The sequence below is a fragment of the Chitinivibrionia bacterium genome, assembly GCA_009779925.1.
Lineage (GTDB): Bacteria > Fibrobacterota > Chitinivibrionia > Chitinivibrionales > Chitinivibrionaceae > WRFX01.
Window position 1 is genome coordinate 1 of sequence record WRAZ01000028.1, and the last position, 16,487, is coordinate 16,487.

General features: G+C 42.1%; 16 protein-coding genes. 10 read left to right on the forward strand and 6 right to left on the reverse strand.

What is annotated here, in order from left to right:
* The 5 genes from FWE23_08070 to FWE23_08090 all read right to left on the reverse strand — a co-directional run.
* The coding region (locus tag FWE23_08070) for a M6 family metalloprotease domain-containing protein (GenBank protein MCL2845389.1) at positions 1 to 2,080 on the reverse strand (2,080 nt) is incomplete at its 3' end.
* Between the two features lie 6 nt (positions 2,081 to 2,086).
* The gene (locus FWE23_08075; GenBank protein MCL2845390.1) at positions 2,087 to 4,894 is read right to left on the reverse strand and encodes a hypothetical protein; all 2,808 of its coding nucleotides are present in this window, start codon (positions 4,892 to 4,894) and stop codon (positions 2,087 to 2,089) included.
* 462 nt (positions 4,895 to 5,356) lie between these two features.
* Positions 5,357 to 5,788: a pyridoxamine 5'-phosphate oxidase family protein gene (locus FWE23_08080; GenBank protein MCL2845391.1), complete on the reverse strand. Its 432-nt coding sequence runs from the start codon at positions 5,786 to 5,788 to the stop codon at positions 5,357 to 5,359.
* Positions 5,789 to 5,823: 35 nt separating this feature from the next.
* On the reverse strand, positions 5,824 to 6,201 hold the full coding sequence (locus FWE23_08085) for a PIN domain-containing protein (protein MCL2845392.1): 378 nt from the start codon (positions 6,199 to 6,201) through the stop codon (positions 5,824 to 5,826).
* A complete protein-coding gene (locus tag FWE23_08090) occupies positions 6,188 to 6,484 on the reverse strand; it encodes a hypothetical protein (GenBank protein ID MCL2845393.1) in 297 nt (98 codons plus the stop codon). Before FWE23_08090 ends, FWE23_08085 begins: the two co-directional genes overlap by 14 nt.
* 148 nt (positions 6,485 to 6,632) lie before the next feature.
* Between FWE23_08090 and FWE23_08095 the strand changes: the two genes are divergently transcribed.
* The 5 genes from FWE23_08095 to FWE23_08115 all read left to right on the forward strand — a co-directional run bounded on the left by FWE23_08095 (position 6,633) and on the right by FWE23_08115 (position 11,726).
* Positions 6,633 to 7,631: an AAA family ATPase gene (locus FWE23_08095; protein MCL2845394.1), complete on the forward strand. Its 999-nt coding sequence runs from the start codon at positions 6,633 to 6,635 to the stop codon at positions 7,629 to 7,631.
* A 30-nt stretch (positions 7,632 to 7,661) separates the two neighbouring features.
* Positions 7,662 to 8,429 carry a helix-turn-helix domain-containing protein gene (locus FWE23_08100; protein MCL2845395.1) on the forward strand — a complete coding sequence of 256 codons (768 nt, stop codon included), beginning with the start codon at positions 7,662 to 7,664 and terminating at the stop codon, positions 8,427 to 8,429.
* 89 nt (positions 8,430 to 8,518) lie between these two features.
* Positions 8,519 to 8,929, forward strand: a complete 411-nt coding sequence (locus FWE23_08105) for a VOC family protein (protein ID MCL2845396.1) — start codon at positions 8,519 to 8,521, stop codon at positions 8,927 to 8,929.
* 536 nt (positions 8,930 to 9,465) lie between these two features.
* Positions 9,466 to 10,521, forward strand: coding sequence for a hypothetical protein (locus tag FWE23_08110; protein MCL2845397.1), 1,056 nt, complete (start codon positions 9,466 to 9,468; stop codon positions 10,519 to 10,521).
* 50 nt (positions 10,522 to 10,571) lie between these two features.
* Positions 10,572 to 11,726, forward strand: a complete 1,155-nt coding sequence (locus tag FWE23_08115) for a VWA-like domain-containing protein (protein MCL2845398.1) — start codon at positions 10,572 to 10,574, stop codon at positions 11,724 to 11,726.
* Here the strand turns inward: FWE23_08115 and FWE23_08120 are convergent.
* A complete protein-coding gene (locus FWE23_08120) occupies positions 11,615 to 12,661 on the reverse strand; it encodes a hypothetical protein (GenBank protein MCL2845399.1) in 1,047 nt (348 codons plus the stop codon). The genes FWE23_08115 and FWE23_08120 overlap by 112 nt on opposite strands.
* Before the next feature lie 131 nt (positions 12,662 to 12,792).
* Here FWE23_08120 and flhF point away from each other — a divergent pair, with 131 nt between their 5' ends.
* The 5 genes from flhF to FWE23_08145 all read left to right on the forward strand — a co-directional run bounded on the left by flhF (position 12,793) and on the right by FWE23_08145 (position 16,473).
* Positions 12,793 to 14,136, forward strand: a complete 1,344-nt coding sequence (flhF, locus tag FWE23_08125; protein MCL2845400.1) for a flagellar biosynthesis protein FlhF — start codon at positions 12,793 to 12,795, stop codon at positions 14,134 to 14,136.
* Positions 14,133 to 14,999 carry a P-loop NTPase gene (locus FWE23_08130; protein MCL2845401.1) on the forward strand — a complete coding sequence of 289 codons (867 nt, stop codon included), beginning with the start codon at positions 14,133 to 14,135 and terminating at the stop codon, positions 14,997 to 14,999. The genes flhF and FWE23_08130 overlap by 4 nt, the downstream gene beginning before the upstream one ends.
* Positions 14,996 to 15,358 (forward strand): hypothetical protein, encoded by a 363-nt coding sequence (locus FWE23_08135; GenBank protein MCL2845402.1) that lies wholly within the window; start codon positions 14,996 to 14,998, stop codon positions 15,356 to 15,358. Before FWE23_08130 ends, FWE23_08135 begins: the two co-directional genes overlap by 4 nt.
* Positions 15,359 to 15,427: 69 nt before the next feature.
* Entirely contained in the window at positions 15,428 to 16,189 is a 762-nt protein-coding gene (locus tag FWE23_08140; protein MCL2845403.1) for a FliA/WhiG family RNA polymerase sigma factor, read from the forward strand.
* A 5-nt stretch (positions 16,190 to 16,194) separates the two neighbouring features.
* Positions 16,195 to 16,473, forward strand: a complete 279-nt coding sequence (locus FWE23_08145; protein MCL2845404.1) for a hypothetical protein — start codon at positions 16,195 to 16,197, stop codon at positions 16,471 to 16,473.
* The last annotated feature ends 14 nt before the right edge of the window (positions 16,474 to 16,487 follow it).

Sequence of the window (16,487 nt, forward strand, 5' to 3'; positions counted from 1 at the left end):
AAGCGTGGTTTTCGGGGTTTCGTTCGGGGGTGGGAGTGGTTTCTGTTTGGGTGCAGATTTGGCAAATTCTTGATATTTCGCCGAAATCCGTGCAGTTGGGCTCTTTGCTTAAAGTCCAGTTGTTGAAATTGTGTCTTGCGGATACGTTTGCGATGGGTAAAAATCCGTCGTTGCCGTAAAATATGCCTGTGGGCGGGACTAAATTCCAGAATAATTGCGCGGTGTCGGGCAGAACGTTTAATTTGCACGAGGTCGGGTCGTAATTTACTATAAAACCGCCGTCGGTAAAAGTAATTCTGCCGTCGCCTCTTATTAGGTTTTGCGTGTTTAAGGCGGCGTATTTTGCTTTCCAGATTACGGTTGAGGAATACGGAATGTAAATGCCGATTGAATTGGGCGAATTGTCGAATAAATTGTCGGTTTCGCCGATTATTGTTATGGTTGCGTTCGGCGGAATAAGCAGGGTGCGGCTTGCGCCCTCGGAGATTATTACGGTCATTTGGTCTATGGGAACGGGCGGGGTGTTGCTGTTCCACGTTGCGGTCATCATAAAATCGAATGAAATTGTTCTTGCTGTTGTGTTGTGGGTGATGTTGGTTATGGGTTTGTTGGTGTTTTCGCCTGCTCGCGCCCGCGCATTTGGGACGGAATAATCCGTAAAGCTGTTAAAAATAAACCTCGGAAAAGCGTCGTTGCTACGAGGAAACGAGTAAAAAACAAACATTCCTTGGTCGCTTACACAACCGTTAACCCTGTCGCAGCCCGCTTGCATTACATAATATCCGCGATTTGCGGGATCGGTGTTTACCGGGCTATTGTTGTTCCAAGCCGAAACATTTTTATTTACACGATAAATTAACATACCGCTTGCAGGAATAAGCGCGTCAAAACCTATTCTTTGACGGTTTTCTATCAGAAAATATTCGCCGTTCGTTTGTGTATTTATTCTATATACTACTCCGCGTTCGGTAGGATTAGGCAAAGTAATCTGTGCGGCTGAGTTAATTGTAATTTCTTGCGCCCAGCCCAATCTTACACGTGGGTATGCCGAAAAAAGAGATGGGGAATTTCCATTGTTAATAACACCGCCCTTTGCCATAATACACCAATTATCGGGGCATACGGAACCTGTTGCGTAAAAATCACGGAAATCAAAAACTGAGTGTCCCAATTCGTGCACAAGCGTTCCGAGGGGCGCAATATTTGTGCCGCTTATGCCGCTAAGTTCCGAAGAGCAAGAATACCTGCCATACCATCTTCCGTTATGCGAAAAAACAGGTGTATTTATGGCGGCGTGCGACCATATTGCGTCGTTTGCAGGCGCACCGTATGCTTGGCAATATCCCGCAAAAATTATATGCACGGCAATTAAATTATCGGGATTTATTGGGCAGGGGTATTGAAAATAGTCAAATCCTTGTTCGATTGCCAAATTTACCGCTTCGCGAGCCATAAGCGATCCGCTTGACATAAACCTGTTGTAATGCGTTATCGGATTTGACAAAGTGAACGGTCCGTAAACGTTTGCCCGTAAGTCGAATTTGCCGTAAGAATTTTCGAGAAAATAGTCGCGCACTCTGCCGTTAAACAAGGTTTCAAAATCCTGTTTTGTTCTTTGAAACGGCTTCCCCTGAAATCCTACGAGAATTACGGGAATAGTCCATTCGCCCTCAAACGGGACAATTTCCTGCGACTCCAAAATACTGCGAACGCCGCGTATTTGCTCCATCTCAAAAATTTCGCTTTCTAAACGACGACCTCTTAAATTTTTAGGACGGTCGCGCAGAAATTCGCGTTCTTTGTTTGTGCGTTTGTTTTCGTTTTGCGCGCGTATTCCCGAAGATTGCAAATCGCCGTTTTTGTCTTCGCTTGCGTATTCCCAAAAGCCGTTTTCGTTAAGTAAAATTGTGTAGCCGTCCGTGGTAGTTCGCCAATTTTGCCATTCGTCGCCGTGAAGCCGAACTGTTATGCTTGAGCCGTCGGGCAGTTCGTGTTCAAACGGCGCAGAAATTGCAGGGACGGCAAAACCGCCCTGCGAAAATAAAGCCCAAATTAAAAAAATCGCCGCAATTTGTCGCATAAATGCCTACCTTTTTACGCCGATTCGAGCGGAATATCGGTATCGTCTTCCGCTGATGGTCGTTGCTTCCACGGCGATTATGTAGGTGCCGCTTGCGACTAATCGTCCTGTGGTGTTGGTTAAATCCCATTGTAGGGGCGTATTGCATACGCCCAAATCGCCGACGGTCATTGTTGCAGGGCGTATGCAATACGCCCCTACATCGTCCACCGACCACACAACATTCCCCAACGCATCAAATATCCGCACATTCGCCATTGCCGGTTCGGGGGTTATTATCGAAAATCTCGCCACGTCCGACACTACTGCGTTTTCGAGTAAAATTCCATACTGCGACAAAGAAACAGGCTGTCTTTCGCGGATAAAACTGGGAGGCACTATGCCGTCAACAGGATAAAAACCGCCCGGATAAAAAATACCCGCCACTCCTCCGCTTACTCCCCAAAATATGTCCGCGTCTTCAGGAAAAGACACTAATCCATTGCGAGTTCCCTGACTGAATTCGTTGCGGTCATAACCAATAATCGTGCCCCCTGTCATAGTCAAAACATCGTCGTTAGGCACTAAATCAATATTGCAAGTATTTATAACTCGACACGCAATTCGCGCGCCGGAGATTACCAATCCGCCCGAGATTGTTAAAGAAGGGCTACTAATCGCCCAGTTGTTGTCAGGATAAGACACAACTCCGCCAAAAACGTTAACTGTCGTTGCATCAATGCGTCCCAAAACTTGGGCGCCGTCTTTTATTGTGATATTGCTTACGCCGCTAATCCTACCAATTCTTCCGATTATTTTAGCGCCGTCTTCAAAAGTTATTTCGCTATCGCCAGATGTCAGTATAAGACCACCAAAATCACCTGAATCACCTAAATCAGTTATAACTGAATTTGAAACGGTTAACTTGCCGTTTGAGTGGAAAATAATCCTGCGAAGATTTGAACCGATAGAAACTCTCTCTGTTCTTCCGGTTATTTCACTGTTTAATATACTAAGATTTCCGTTGACTACAGAAATTACTTCGCCGTTTGTTCCTACACTCATTTTCGCGCCTTCAACTGTGAGATTGCCATTCGCAACACGAATTAACTGTTGCGACTGAGCAGTATCTTCGACATTGAATTTTATTACGTTATCAATTTTGAGATCGCCGTCAACATTAATTCCGGTTAATATAGTAGTAGAAGTAGAACCTTTAACGTTAATCTCTACATTTGAAATTCTGGTAATACTGTTGGAATGACTTACAATCGCAGTGTGGGATCTTTGATTTGCTTCTATATTTATCACTCCGCCTGAAATTACAATATTACCCATACCTCTTTCATTAGTCGGATCTACATTAATCGTACCTATACGAATGGCTACCTCTACACTCCCTATCGTATTTATAACTCCGCCCGAAACCGTGATATTACTGCTGTCCGCTATTAGAATCGCTTGCCTTACCATTGCAAGACTTCCTGTTCCGTTTATTACTGAAATTTCTCCGCCGGAAATATTAACCGTGCTACCGCCCCTGGCGGCAATTGTAGGCTCAAAGTTATTATTAATATGAGTGCTTTCTAACCTGCCGCCTAAAAAATTAAGCGTGCTGCCGCTTTCAAGAAGTATCCTCCCTGTGATGTTTCCGCCCGAAGCAATAAATGTTCCGCCGTCGGAGACGATAATTGCTCTTCGACAGGTTCTTATAGAGCCGGCGGCAAATTCAAACACGCCGCCGCCCGTAATTCGAAAACCGTCCTCCGGCATCCACATATCTCCCGGGGTAAACGTCGCTCTCCAAATAACTCTCGATGTCGGAGCAATCTCTAATGCAATCCTATCCCACCATTGGGGGCTGTTGTTAAGGTTATCACCGATAATTGTAATAGTTCTATTTCCGGGAACTCTTAAAGTTCCGTTTGCGCCGAGAGCAATCCGAACGGTATCGCCGTCTATAAGAGCAGGCTGATGATTACCGGGATTCGAAGGATTAACCGCGAACCATCTGTCCCAAACGATAGTTCGTTGCGGACGGTCTTCTATTAAATCATACTCAATATACCAAAAGCCGTTCGGGTAAGATATGCCTCCGCCTCCCCAATATACCGCCGCATTTTCGGGAGTAGTTGTAAAACCGTCTTTTGTGCCTGCGGTGTACGTTTTCCAGTCAAAATTTTCTTCGATTTTTACAACTGCGCCGTTGTTGGTAATGTTTATGTTGGTGCGGTTTGCATCGTATCCGAAAGGCGTTTGTCCGATAACCAATCCGCCCGAAATTGCAACACTGCCACTGTCAAGAACGCTGATTGTCGCAGCATTACTGCCTGTCATACTGACTACTCCGCTTAAAATAACAATACTGCTACTGTCTCTGGAAAAAATCGCCTCGCCACCCGTAGCTCTGACTTCTCCGCCGTCAATGGTAATTCTGCCGCCATCACGAACGCCAAGCACGGTTCTAACACCTGTTATCACCCCTCCCTCAGCAACCACAAGCTCACCGCCACGAATAAGTACGTTCGCAAAAGAAACAATACCGGGAGTCCTAGAAAAAACACCACCGGAAAACTCCGCTTTCCAAATAACTTTTGAAGTCGCAGGAATGTCAAAAACAAGTTGTTCGTCCCACATGCCGCCTCCATAAGAAGCGCCGCCGATTATAGTTATAGTTGCATTTTCGGGGACATTCAAATTTCCATGAACGCCCGCGGCTATTGTTATCGTCGCTCCGTCCGCAACCGTCGGCGGTGTTGCGCTGTTCCAAATCTGAGCCGAAACCACTGCGGCAAAACATAAAATTGCCGCCAATACATTTTTAAGACTTTTCATAAAAACTCCCTTTTTATTTGTTTAATTGAACTTATTTTCGACTTTGACGATACAAAAAAGAACGCAAAAATTTTGCGCCCGAAAAGGCGTCCCCTTGTAATATCCCCACATATATTATACTTCGTATAATTATATGTGTTGTGTTGTGTTGTGTTGTGTTGTGTTGTGTTGTGTTGTGTTGTGTTGTGTTGTGTGTAAATCCCCCGCAATGTTTTTTATTGCGAGATTGAAGAAATTCTGTAGATTTGCAGTTGCAACCATTGTTTTTTCTCCGTTTTTGTTAGATTTCCCTGAAATATTAGGGAGAAAATAATATTTGTTTGTGGTGGATTTCGAGATTATTTTGGTTTTGGTGATTTTTTGTGTTTTTTATCTATGGGAATACGTTCTACCGAAAACTAAAACATACTCAATTCCCCTGCAACGGCAAGATATTCCATAAACAAATGCTTTAACTGCGACTTAAATTTCAAAATCTTCGATTTTATACCACGTGTAATATCTGCCCGAAATCGGAGTAAATTTTAGCACGCAATAATCGGGGCAAGACGGGGATTTTTCGGGAAGGTATGCATCCTTATATTTATCGTCCCAAAGCCGCTCTTTAATCTTCATATCGTTGACGATTTCCATATTTCCTTTAAGCATACAGCCTTTCCATATAAGAATTTCCTTGCTGTAAAAATACACGCTTGCCTTAGAATTTTTAGCGATTTCCCCTGCAAATTTAGACGATGTGTTTGTGCAAAAATAAATCTCGTTCAATGAATTTTTATGTTTTGCGGGAAGAGACAGAACGGCTTTAGTAAGAGGATACCCGTCCTCGCCGACGCAACTGATAAAAAACAATCCTACTTTTTTGTGTAATTTCTCCGCTTTTTCTTTTGCTGTCATTTTTTTCCTCTTGATGATGTTAATGGGGGACAAATTTATGCTTTTATTTTAGCAAGTAGTTTTTGCAAACCCGTATCAAATGTTGCAATTTCCTTGTTTTCTACTTCATAATAACCTGCCAAAATACAATCTACCAAATCAAGGTTTGTTTCCGCATAATACTTTAAACCACATAAAACAGAGGCTTTATGTGGAATTTCACACTCCGTAATTTCAAAAAAGTATAACAATTTTGAATAGATAACGTTTCTGTCAATTTTATAAACGCTTTTTAAGACATAAACAACTTCGCTAAGAACTTCGACAGGCATTTCTATGTCATTATTGTCAATCATATCTCTCGCTTTTAATGCCAATTCCTTATGGTCTCCGATAATATAGCGCAAAGCAATATTTGCATCAATTAACAGCATACTTTTGGGCGACCTCTCTTTCCCAAGCGCCTTTTTCTAACGATATTTTAGAGACATCGGCATACTCGTTCAAGCAACCGAAAGCAGATTTCTTTTTAACTTTTGCATTTTCCAATGTTTTTAACGGTTGTGTTTTTTTTATTTTTGTAGTTTGCGGGTTTGAGTATGCGGCTACAAAAGTAATTTTAATTAACGTTTTACCGACAGGAATATCTTGGGGAACAGGTAAATCTAAATGTACCTGTCTTTTTCCAGTAATATTTACTGTTCTTTGCAATGTCATAATTAAATCCTTTCTTAATATTTAAGAATGAATATACTATATTTTTGCGACGGTTTTCGTAAGTATTTCGTTTTTGGAGAAATTTCGTTCTTTGGCATTTAGTATTTTACCTACAAAATTAAAAATAATAACAAAGGAAAGCCATACAATGGACACAAAACACTTAGACGACTGGGCGGTCATCAGTCAAAGCGAGGTGGGGCAAATTATGAGTTCCACCAAAAAAGCGGTGCTCATAAAAGGAAATCACGGGATCGGAAAAACGCAAATTCTGAAAACTTGGGGGCTTGCAAACGGGTTTGACGTAATCGTGCTTTTGGGAGCGCAAATGGCGGACGCAGGCGACCTTATCGGCGTGCCGTTCAGAAGCGAAGACGGCAATAATCTCGAATATTCGATACCTGCAAAATTTAAGGGCGAAAACAAAAAACTGCTTATTTTGGACGAGTTAAACCGCTCTGCAAAAGACATTCGCGACAGTTTTTTCTCGCTTGCCTTGGAGGGAGAAATCCCGCAAACAGGCTACAAACTCCCCCAAAACAGCAGAGTTGCCGCAACAATGAACCCCGACAACGAATATTATCAGGTGGACACCTTAGACCCCGCGCTTTTGGATAGATTTCACAGGTTTGAACTTGTCGTAAATCCGCGCGAATGGCTGACTTGGGCGAGCGGGCAAAACATAAACAAAACGCTTCTTGAATTTTTGAATAAAAATCAAAACCTAATAACGCAAATCGGTTGTCGAGCGTGGTTTGAGTTAGGAGAATTGGAAAATTCGGCTATCGGAAATTTCAAAATCGCAACATCAAAAGTCGGCAAATCCGCGGCGAGTTTGTGGGTCGAATATTTCCGTAAAAACATAGATTCTTGGGAAGAGGTTTTTAAGAATATCGAAGAAAGAGACACCCACGAAGTCTGTTGTGCGCTCGACAGAGCAATTCAGATTTTAAGCGGAATGGAGCGCAAAGAAGATGTCGCTCAAATGCTGGAAATCATAGAAAACGTCGTAGAAAACCTGCAAAAAAACAAACGAATGGAGGAATTGGGCGTATTTAATTCCTTATACAACGGCGAATGTTTCGTGTATTTAAGCCAGTCCCCCAAAATTCGGCAGGCAATTAGTTTCTTTATTTGTGAAGTTTGAGGAGAGGTGAAAACAAAAAGGAAAGCCAAAATGCAATACCACGTATATCAGCCGAGTGCGATATTGTCGCCGTATATCAAAAATTATTGGTTTAGCGACAATTTGGGAATGGAGGGAATATCGCAAAAAGTTCTTCCCGATATTTATCCCGACCTTATTTTCGTTTATCATAAAAAAAGCAATGCTTTTCACGCGGAAATATATGGGCTATCGACCGGTTTTATTGACTACAACTATCCCGACAGCGTAGAGATGTTCGGCGTGCGTTTCAGGGCGGCGGCGATGTCGGCTTTTACGCGTGTTCCGCTTCTTGAACTTACGGATTTGGAACTCAATTTGACCTCGGTCGATACGCTTTTTGACAAGGAAATCAACGAGGCGTTTCACAAAATGTTTTATGAAAGAAACAGCGCGGCGGATATGGCAAAATATATGGATAAATATTTGCTGAACCTCTTGTTTAATTTGTATCCTCTCGATAAGCAAATTGTTCGCGCCGTCGATTTGATTTCTTCGTCGAAAGGGCTGATTTCACCCGTGCAAATCGCGGCGGATATATGTTTGGGTTCGAGGCATTTTGAGCGAAAATTTAAGCGTGTAATCGGCGTAAGTCCAAAGAAATTGGCTAAAATTGCCAGATTTAATAATGCGTTGGATTGTTTGTCGGCGGAGAAAAGCAACGATGTTGTTTCGGTTGCATTGAATTGCGGATATTACGACCACAGGCATTTAATTAAGGATTTTAAGGAGTTTGCAGACGGCAATCCAAGCGATTTTCGGGCTTATGCGCTCTCCTGAAAAAAGTCGTTTTTTTACACACGCGCGCACTTCGGCGATTTATTATTTTATATCCAGAACTTAAAAACTTTTTTATGGAGACAGGTAATATGCAGTTAAGTAAAATCGGCGTGCGGATTATGGTTCGCAAAGATTATGGGGCTTGCTTTGATTTTTACACGGAAAAATTAGGTTTAGTTCCGGTTTACGGAGACAGAAACGGTCCTTACACGATGTTCGGACAAAAAGACGACGACCAAGATTGCGAGCGGATTGCTATTTTCAGCGCAATGGGTATGAAAGAGTTCAAAGGATACGAGCACCCTGCCGTTCAAAATCCTCCGTCCGACACAATTGTAGCGGTAATCCCCAGCGAAAACATAGACGAAGATTATCGCCGAATGAAAGAAGCGGGCGTAGAATTTTTAAGCGAACCGCAATCTATGGTGGATTGGGGAATGCGCTGCACATATTTCACCGACCCCGAAGGCAACATTTTCGAACTGAACGGCGAATTGTGATGTAGAAATTAAGATTTTTTTGGGCTATTTCCAAATTGAACTTGGAAGTAGCCCGTTTTTTTTGTTTTTGAAATATGTTATTTCCGTTTGAAAAGCCAATGCTTTTTATGTGATTTTTTTACCTGTTTTTCACAAATTTTTTCCAAATTTCCAAAAAAACCACCAAACCGCCACCTTTCCCCGAAGCAAATAGTATTTTCTCCTCGTTCTTTGATACAAAAAAATGAATTTTTCATTTTCTCTACTCCGAATATCTCCAATATTCAATACTGTTAGGAAATGAGAAAATGTATGTCTATCTGATAGGCATACTCCTTTCTCGTTTATTTTTGACAGTATAGGTTTTGGAGATAACCTCGGAGTACTGAAATGGGCGGGAAAATGGAGTGCGCCTTTTGTTGTTTTCTGAAACACTCCGTTTAATTTGAAAGTAATGTTTTTTAATTAACAAAAGGAGTGTTTTTTTATGAGTTTCAAAAAAATGTTGGTTTTGGCAGTGGCGGTTGCCGAATTTTATCGTCGGAGGTTTGCAGAAAATGATTAAAGATGCAAAAAGCAGGATTTTTGACAGCAATACCGTGTCGAACGCAAATAAATATTTTGCAGGTATTGTTCCGATAAAAAAATCTAACGAAACCGAAGATGAATATGGGGAGCGTATGAACGTTTTTTATCGCGGAAGTGTCCTTTATTTTAAAGGATATGCCGTAAAAAAGATAAATAACATCTTGAACGACATTGCCAAAAACAGAATATACGACAATAATAACGGAAGGGAGTATATGGTCAATATCCGCATTGATGATTACAACGCACAAGAGGGCGGCTGCATCGTGAATTGTTATATGATCGAAGATTGCACTGACAACAATCCGCACGTTTACGAACTCGGAAAAGGACTTATGCCGATTTCATCGCAAGAAGCAAACTTTTTGCAACAAATGGGATTTTCATTTATAATTGAGCCTATAATTCATATAGGCATCGAAAACAAACGCTTGTATCCGCCCCAAATAAGCATTGTAAGCAAAATAAATCCCGAAAAAAAATACGCCGTTTTCTTTAACAGAGCCGACACCCGCGAAATAGTATTCAACGGAAGCGAACTCTGGTTCGAAAATCCAAATCTCGCAACATTGTCGTTTGCCTACAAAGATTTGATAGAAGAAATTTTAGAACAGCGCAAAACAATCAGAATTGCCAAAGAAAAAAGATTGCAGGAAGAAAAACGAGCTACAGAAATAGTAAAAGCGGCAGAAGAAAAACTTATGGCTAATGAGAAAAAATGCGCCGAAATTGTAAAAGAAGCCGAAGCAAACGTAAGAGCAAGACTAAAACAACGCGACTCCGATTTCCTTGCCGCGTTTTTACCGTCAACTCAGTCGCAGCCCGAGAAAACCGAACAATCCGCGCCGCCAAGCGACATAATAACAGACGAAACAGATATTAAAAGCCAACTGTATGCGGCGGAATTAAAAGGCAAGGCGGCAGGCAAAGCAGAAGTCGCCAAAGAACTGAAACTCGACGGAATGACCGTCCAGAAAATCTCAAAACTCACCGGACTTTGTGTTGAATTGATAGAGAAGTTGTGAAGTGAGCCGGCTCACTTTTCCCTGTAATTAAAGGAGTAAAAAAACAAAATATGCGCAAGATAGAAAAATTAGCCCTCGAAGAGCCGATGATTTTCCAAGTTTTTGAAGCGTTTAGGCGCGAAGAAAAAAAACTCGGCGAACACGTCAAAATCCGCTGGTTCAAAGACCATTGGGAAATAAACATCGATTGGGAAAAGCAGTGCTCCGACAAAGAATTTTTGAGCGTTCTTAAAATCGAAACCATTCGCCTTATGCTTCGCCATCCTTTTGCCGATAGGAGCAAAGACAGCTCAAATGCGTGGCTCGCTTCAAACGCCGTGATATACGATAATTATGATTGCAAAAAATGCAAAATGAAAAAAATCGGCTGTGAAAGCGACTGCCCTTTCACCTACATTACGCCAACGCCCGACGAAATGGACTGGGAAAACGAGGCGGGCTTTGAAAGCGGATTGCCTTTTGAGGGCTATATCGGCAATCTTACACTGCATAACCCAAACGCCATAAAAGGCGCGCCCGCGTTTTCCGACAGCGCCGAGCAAAATTCCGAGGGCTGGGGAAACAGCGAACATTCGGATTTGATAGAGCATAAAATCAAAGATATTATTAAAAGGCACGGTTTAAGCAGTAATTGGGGCAGTATGCCGGGCGGACTTGTCGAAGAAATCACTCGCGAAGAGGTGTTTAAGCAAGATTTGTCGCGTTTTGTGCGGGTTGTAAACGGGCGAATTTCGATAGGATACAAGTCCACGCGACTTCGGATAAATCGCAGAGTGGAACAATTTAGCGGACATAAAAGAACGCTCGGCGCAAAAGTTTTAATCGCCTTAGACACCAGCGGCAGTATGAGCAGCGACGACCTTAAACGCACTTTTGACGTTATAGAAAGTTTGAAATACAAAGCGCAACTTTGGATTTCGTATTGCGATACCAAGGTAAGCGAGCCGATAAAATTAAAAGACAATATCCAAAAATTGCAGGCGCTTGGTCGCGGCGGCACGGACTTAAATCCCGTCCTGAAATACAGCGACGATTTTGATTTTACAATAATAATAACCGACGGCTATATGGCGGAATTGCAAACCACGCTTCGTCAAGAAAGGACAATCGGAATTCTGTTCGCTAACGAGGAATTGTATAACGAACACATAAAAAACAGAGCGTGGAACAAATTTTTGTGCGGCTTTGTGCGGACGAAACGGTGATAAAAACGCCTGTTATCTGTTTTTCGCTTGAATTTATCGGGAACGTGCTCCAAATTGGTGGCATTATTTTTAACTGCAATATCACAGATTTTTTGGGTCATTGCGCTTTCGGGAACATATTGTAAGCCGCGAAAACGGTCGCTTGCCACCAAGATTTTGCAGATTTTTTCTGTTTTTAATCGGTCGGGAACGTATTCTGCAAAATTCACAACGTCTGCTTTAAGCGCCATTTCGCACATTTCTTCGGTTTTTAATTCGTCCAAAATTTCTTTGAATATCTCCATATTGTTTTTCAGCAAAATTTTATGAAAAATCGCACTTTCAATTAAGTCGGGAGGGATAAAATCTGGCGTAAATTTACCGCCGTATTGCGAATTTCTGAAAAAGCCGCCGATTTTTACAAGTCCGAGAGGCGTTTTTTCGTCGGGTTTTGCCGTCAAATGTTCGCAGCCGGCATATTGAGACGCTCTGAATCCGATTTCTATTTCTTCAAAATAGTCGTCTAAATCCTCGTTGGGCGCGGTCGTTATCGGAGTGTTGGCGTATTGAAACGCCCTAAAATATTCTCCGATTTTTGTTTCGTTTTCCAAATGCGCAAAATCCGGGTCGGACAAAACGGCACTCAAAAAACGCGTCATTTCCGTTTGAGGATTTCCGTCCCAATTCCAATGAAACCAACGTCCCCAACCCGCAAAATATTCGTCGTTGTGCGGTTTTATTAAAATCGTTAAAAATTGCCCCGGCATTAAGTCGAATTCCAAATCGTTCGGCAAAACGTTTTTGTGCCAAACCGTATTCGCCTTAATGTCCATACGAACTTCGCGTTTTCCTCGCGGATTTTCGACAAGCAAATCTTTAAGATAAGGAATCTTAAACTTGCACAAAACGCTATCCGGATTGCAAACCTTAAAAATTATCGGCTCGTCTTGAATCATTTTTTTCCCCTTTTATAGAGGAAAATACGTTAAACCTTAGTATTTTTTCATAAAAAACGCAAAAAAGTGCGTTTGGTATGATTTTTGTGTGGAAAACATAGTATTTTTGGGGAAGTATCGGAGAAATATTTATGAAAATGAAAAAATTTACAGCCGCCACCATTAGCGAAGCATACGTAAAGGTAAAGGCGGAGTTGGGCGAAGACGCTCTTATTTTGCAAACAAGGAATTTGCCTGCCTCACTTATCCCCTTTTACAACGGCGACAAAGTTGAAGTCACCGCGGCGATTGACGAAGACAACCAAATTTCGCCCGCGCCAATTCCGCAAATGCCCGTGAATACAAGCGGAAATAACCGCGAATTTTTGGCACGGCTCAAAACCATAAATGCCAATGAAGCCGAAAACGAATATAAACAAGGGCAATTTCAGCAGGAAGAGTTTCAAATTCATATTCCGAACTCTAAACAAAGCGCTCCCCTGCCCCCGCAAATGCAGACGCCGATACAAGAAAACACAGCGCCCATAACGCATATTGACGTGCCGCAATCCAAAAAGAATGCGCCTGCTTTGAGCATTTCTGACGAAGAAGTAATAAAACCGGAAGAGCCACCGCTTCATATAATGAAAATCCGCGACGATTTGAGCGATATGAAAAAGCTTTTGACCGAAATTTTGGCGACGGGCGAAAGCAAAGCGTCGGGCGGATACGCGGGACCTTGGGCAATTCTTTACAAACGCCTTGTGGACAGCGAAATCAGAGACGACTTTGCAAAGGACTTGCTTGACAAACTCAAGAAATCTACGCCAAATCTCGGCAAACACATAACAAAAGAATTTTTCAGAGAACTTGCGGAAAGTTTCCCCGTTTCTGCCTGCGAAAACGCTAAAATTCAGTTTTTTGTAGGACCTACCGGCGCAGGAAAAACAACGACCATAGCCAAACTTGCGGCGTATTTTTCGCTTGAAAAAAAGAAAAAATGCTCGCTTATTACGACCGATACCTACAGAATTTCGGCGATTGACCAACTTCGTGCATACTCCGAAATCATCGGAATTGATTTACAGGCGGTTTACTCTCCCGACGATATTCAGGACGTTATCCAAAACTGCAAATACAGCGATATTATTTTGGTGGACAGCGCGGGCAGAAGCCAAAAAAATCGTGAGCACATGGACGAATTGGCAGCGTTTATGCAAGAATTAAACCCCGATTGCGTGCATTTGGTTTTGAGCGCGGCAACCAAAGAATCAGACCTTATTGCTATTGCAAACAAATACAAAAAACTCGGTGTTTCGCGTTTGCTTTTCACAAAATTAGACGAAACAATGAGACTTGGAAACATATTTAACGTTGTGCAAACGGTGGGTATTCCTGTGTCTTATTTCACGATAGGACAAAGCGTTCCCGACGATATTGAAACGGCGCAATCCACAGCGTTTGTGAAAAAACTGCTTGAAGGGAGTTCTATTTGAAAGACCAAGCGGAAAATTTGCGAAAAATTGTAAAGGAAGTTGCGGCGGCGAAAAATTGCGCCAACTCAAAACTTCGTTCGATTGCCATTGTCAGCGGAAAAGGTGGCGTGGGAAAGTCGAACATCACGGTTTTTTTAGCAAAAGCGCTTGCAATGCGAGGCAAAAAAGTGCTTATTTTTGACGGCGACGTCGGACTTGCAAATTTGCATATTTTACTTGGAGTTTTGCCGAAAGCAACCCTAACGCAATACATAAAAAATGCCTGCCCTGTGCGAAATCTTATACACCACGTAAGCGAAAACATTGACTTAATTCCGGGCGGAAGCGGAGATGTTTCGCCGAATTCAGATTTGCGCAAAATTATCGGAGAGCTCATAGATGTTTCGCAAGAATACGACTATTTGCTGATTGACGGCGGTGCCGGAATTTCCGAAAATACTATACGGCTCTCGATTAGTTCGGGCGAGGTAATACTTGTCGCAACCCCCGACCCGACCTCGCTTGCAGATGCTTATGCAACGCTGAAAGTTTTGGTTTCGCGCGGGCAAAAAAACATTTCGCTTCTTATAAATATGACGCAAAATGCGACTGAAACGGAACTTGTAAAAAGTAAACTAACTATGATGTCGCAAAAATTTATTGATTTTAAACTTGATTTTTTGGGTGTTTTGCCAAAAAGTGAAAAACTTGCTACACTTATTCGTGAAGATATAGGAATTTTATCGAAAAAAATCGGAGATTTTTCACTTAAAATAAACACTGTTGCCGCCAAAATCGACGGTGAAGAAAATCTTGATACCAATAACAACGAATTAAAAAACTTTTTTGCTAAATTCGTGCAAGTCGCGGGAGGTAAAGAATGACAAAAGCAGTAAAAAGTTTCAGCGCGTTTTTGGCGTGTCTGGCTTTTCTTTTTATATTTTTTTCAGGCTACGATTTTGCGGGAACATTTACCGTAGATACCATAGCGCCGATAATTTTCAGGGCAGCTTTGGGCGCGATTTTGTTTTGGCTTTCGGGTATGATTATCGGCGACATTGTGCTTCGGGGAATTGTCGAAGATATTGACCACGAAAAATTAGACCCCTTGGAGGGCGGCTTTGAACAAAGAATTGCTGAAGAAAAAGGTAAAAAACGGGTATTCATAGTCGATAGAGATTTAGTAAAAGAATTGAAGAACGAGGCGAAAGCAAAGGAAAAAAAGATTAAAAAACGCGTATAATGCAAACTTTTGCCGAAACACGCGAGCGCCTGAATGTATTTTTCATAAATAAACAGGGAGTAAAAGAAAATGTCGAACATTGATACGCTTTGGGAAGAATATCGCAGCAGCGGCTCAAAAGTCGCAAAAGACAAGTTGCTTGCAGAATACGCAGGGCTTGTTAAATACATAGCCGAAAGGGTGGGATATACTCTTCCTCGTTCGGTTGACAAGCAAGATTTGGTAAGTTGCGGAATTTTGGGGCTTATAAAAGCAGTCGAAACCTTTGACCCGAACAAAGAAATAAAATTTGAAACATTTGCGAGCCATAAAATACGCGGAGCTATTTTGGACGAATTACGCGCTTTGGATTGGGTGCCGCGCTCAGTAAGACAAAAAACTAAATTTATACAAAGAGCATATTCGGAATTAGAAGAAAAATTAGGCAGAAGTCCTTACGACGACGAAGTATGCGCTCATTTGGGATTGAGTAGCGACGAATTCGAGAAAATGCTTTCCGATTCAGCCCCCATAACCGTTTTTTCGATTGACGCAACTTTCTCAAAAGACAGCGAGTCCAGAGAAATGTCGATATCGGAAACAATAGAAGACACAAACACCGACAACCCCTTGCAGATATTAGGATACGAAGAGGTTAAAAGAGTGTTGAAAGAAGCGATAATGACGCTTCCCGAAAAAGAAAAACTTGTGATTGCTCTGTATCATTTTGAAGAACTTACACTTAAAGAAATTGGGGTAGTCTTGGGAATAACCGAGTCGCGGGTAAGTCAAATTCACTCAAAAGTGATGCTGAAACTGCGTTCTCGTTTACAAATAAAAATGAAGGATTAGAGATTATGAACGCAATGAACCTTCAAGCGATTGACGGCGTATCCGCTATGCAGAGAGGCGAATTTGCCGCACCTGCACTTGCCGCAGTGCGCAACAGCGAAGAAGACCAAAAGCGAATGGCGGAAATGCGGGAACAGGTAAAAGAAGCCGAAAAAGCAAATGCCATTGACCCTGATAAAGAACGTGAAAGACAGAAAGAAGAACAGCAAAAGAAGCATAAAAAAGAAGAAGGCAGGCGAAATCGCGGTCCCGAACACGGCAGATTTGTAGATTTCACGGCGTAAACTCAGTAGGCAAA

Bases quoted from the DNA above. Each gene is read 5' to 3' on its own strand.
- FWE23_08075 (MCL2845390.1), bottom strand. From the start codon at position 4,894: ATGAAAAGTCTTAAAAATGTATTGGCGGCAATTTTATGTTTTGCCGCA.
- FWE23_08080 (MCL2845391.1), bottom strand. From the start codon at position 5,788: ATGACAGCAAAAGAAAAAGCGGAGAAATTACACAAAAAAGTAGGATTG.
- FWE23_08085 (MCL2845392.1), bottom strand. From the start codon at position 6,201: ATGCTGTTAATTGATGCAAATATTGCTTTGCGCTATATTATCGGAGAC.
- FWE23_08090 (MCL2845393.1), bottom strand. From the start codon at position 6,484: ATGACATTGCAAAGAACAGTAAATATTACTGGAAAAAGACAGGTACAT.
- FWE23_08095 (MCL2845394.1), top strand. From the start codon at position 6,633: ATGGACACAAAACACTTAGACGACTGGGCGGTCATCAGTCAAAGCGAG.
- FWE23_08100 (MCL2845395.1), top strand. From the start codon at position 7,662: ATGCAATACCACGTATATCAGCCGAGTGCGATATTGTCGCCGTATATC.
- FWE23_08105 (MCL2845396.1), top strand. From the start codon at position 8,519: ATGCAGTTAAGTAAAATCGGCGTGCGGATTATGGTTCGCAAAGATTAT.
- FWE23_08110 (MCL2845397.1), top strand. From the start codon at position 9,466: ATGATTAAAGATGCAAAAAGCAGGATTTTTGACAGCAATACCGTGTCG.
- FWE23_08115 (MCL2845398.1), top strand. From the start codon at position 10,572: ATGCGCAAGATAGAAAAATTAGCCCTCGAAGAGCCGATGATTTTCCAA.
- FWE23_08120 (MCL2845399.1), bottom strand. From the start codon at position 12,661: ATGATTCAAGACGAGCCGATAATTTTTAAGGTTTGCAATCCGGATAGC.
- flhF (MCL2845400.1), top strand. From the start codon at position 12,793: ATGAAAATGAAAAAATTTACAGCCGCCACCATTAGCGAAGCATACGTA.
- FWE23_08135 (MCL2845402.1), top strand. From the start codon at position 14,996: ATGACAAAAGCAGTAAAAAGTTTCAGCGCGTTTTTGGCGTGTCTGGCT.
- FWE23_08140 (MCL2845403.1), top strand. From the start codon at position 15,428: ATGTCGAACATTGATACGCTTTGGGAAGAATATCGCAGCAGCGGCTCA.
- FWE23_08145 (MCL2845404.1), top strand. From the start codon at position 16,195: ATGAACGCAATGAACCTTCAAGCGATTGACGGCGTATCCGCTATGCAG.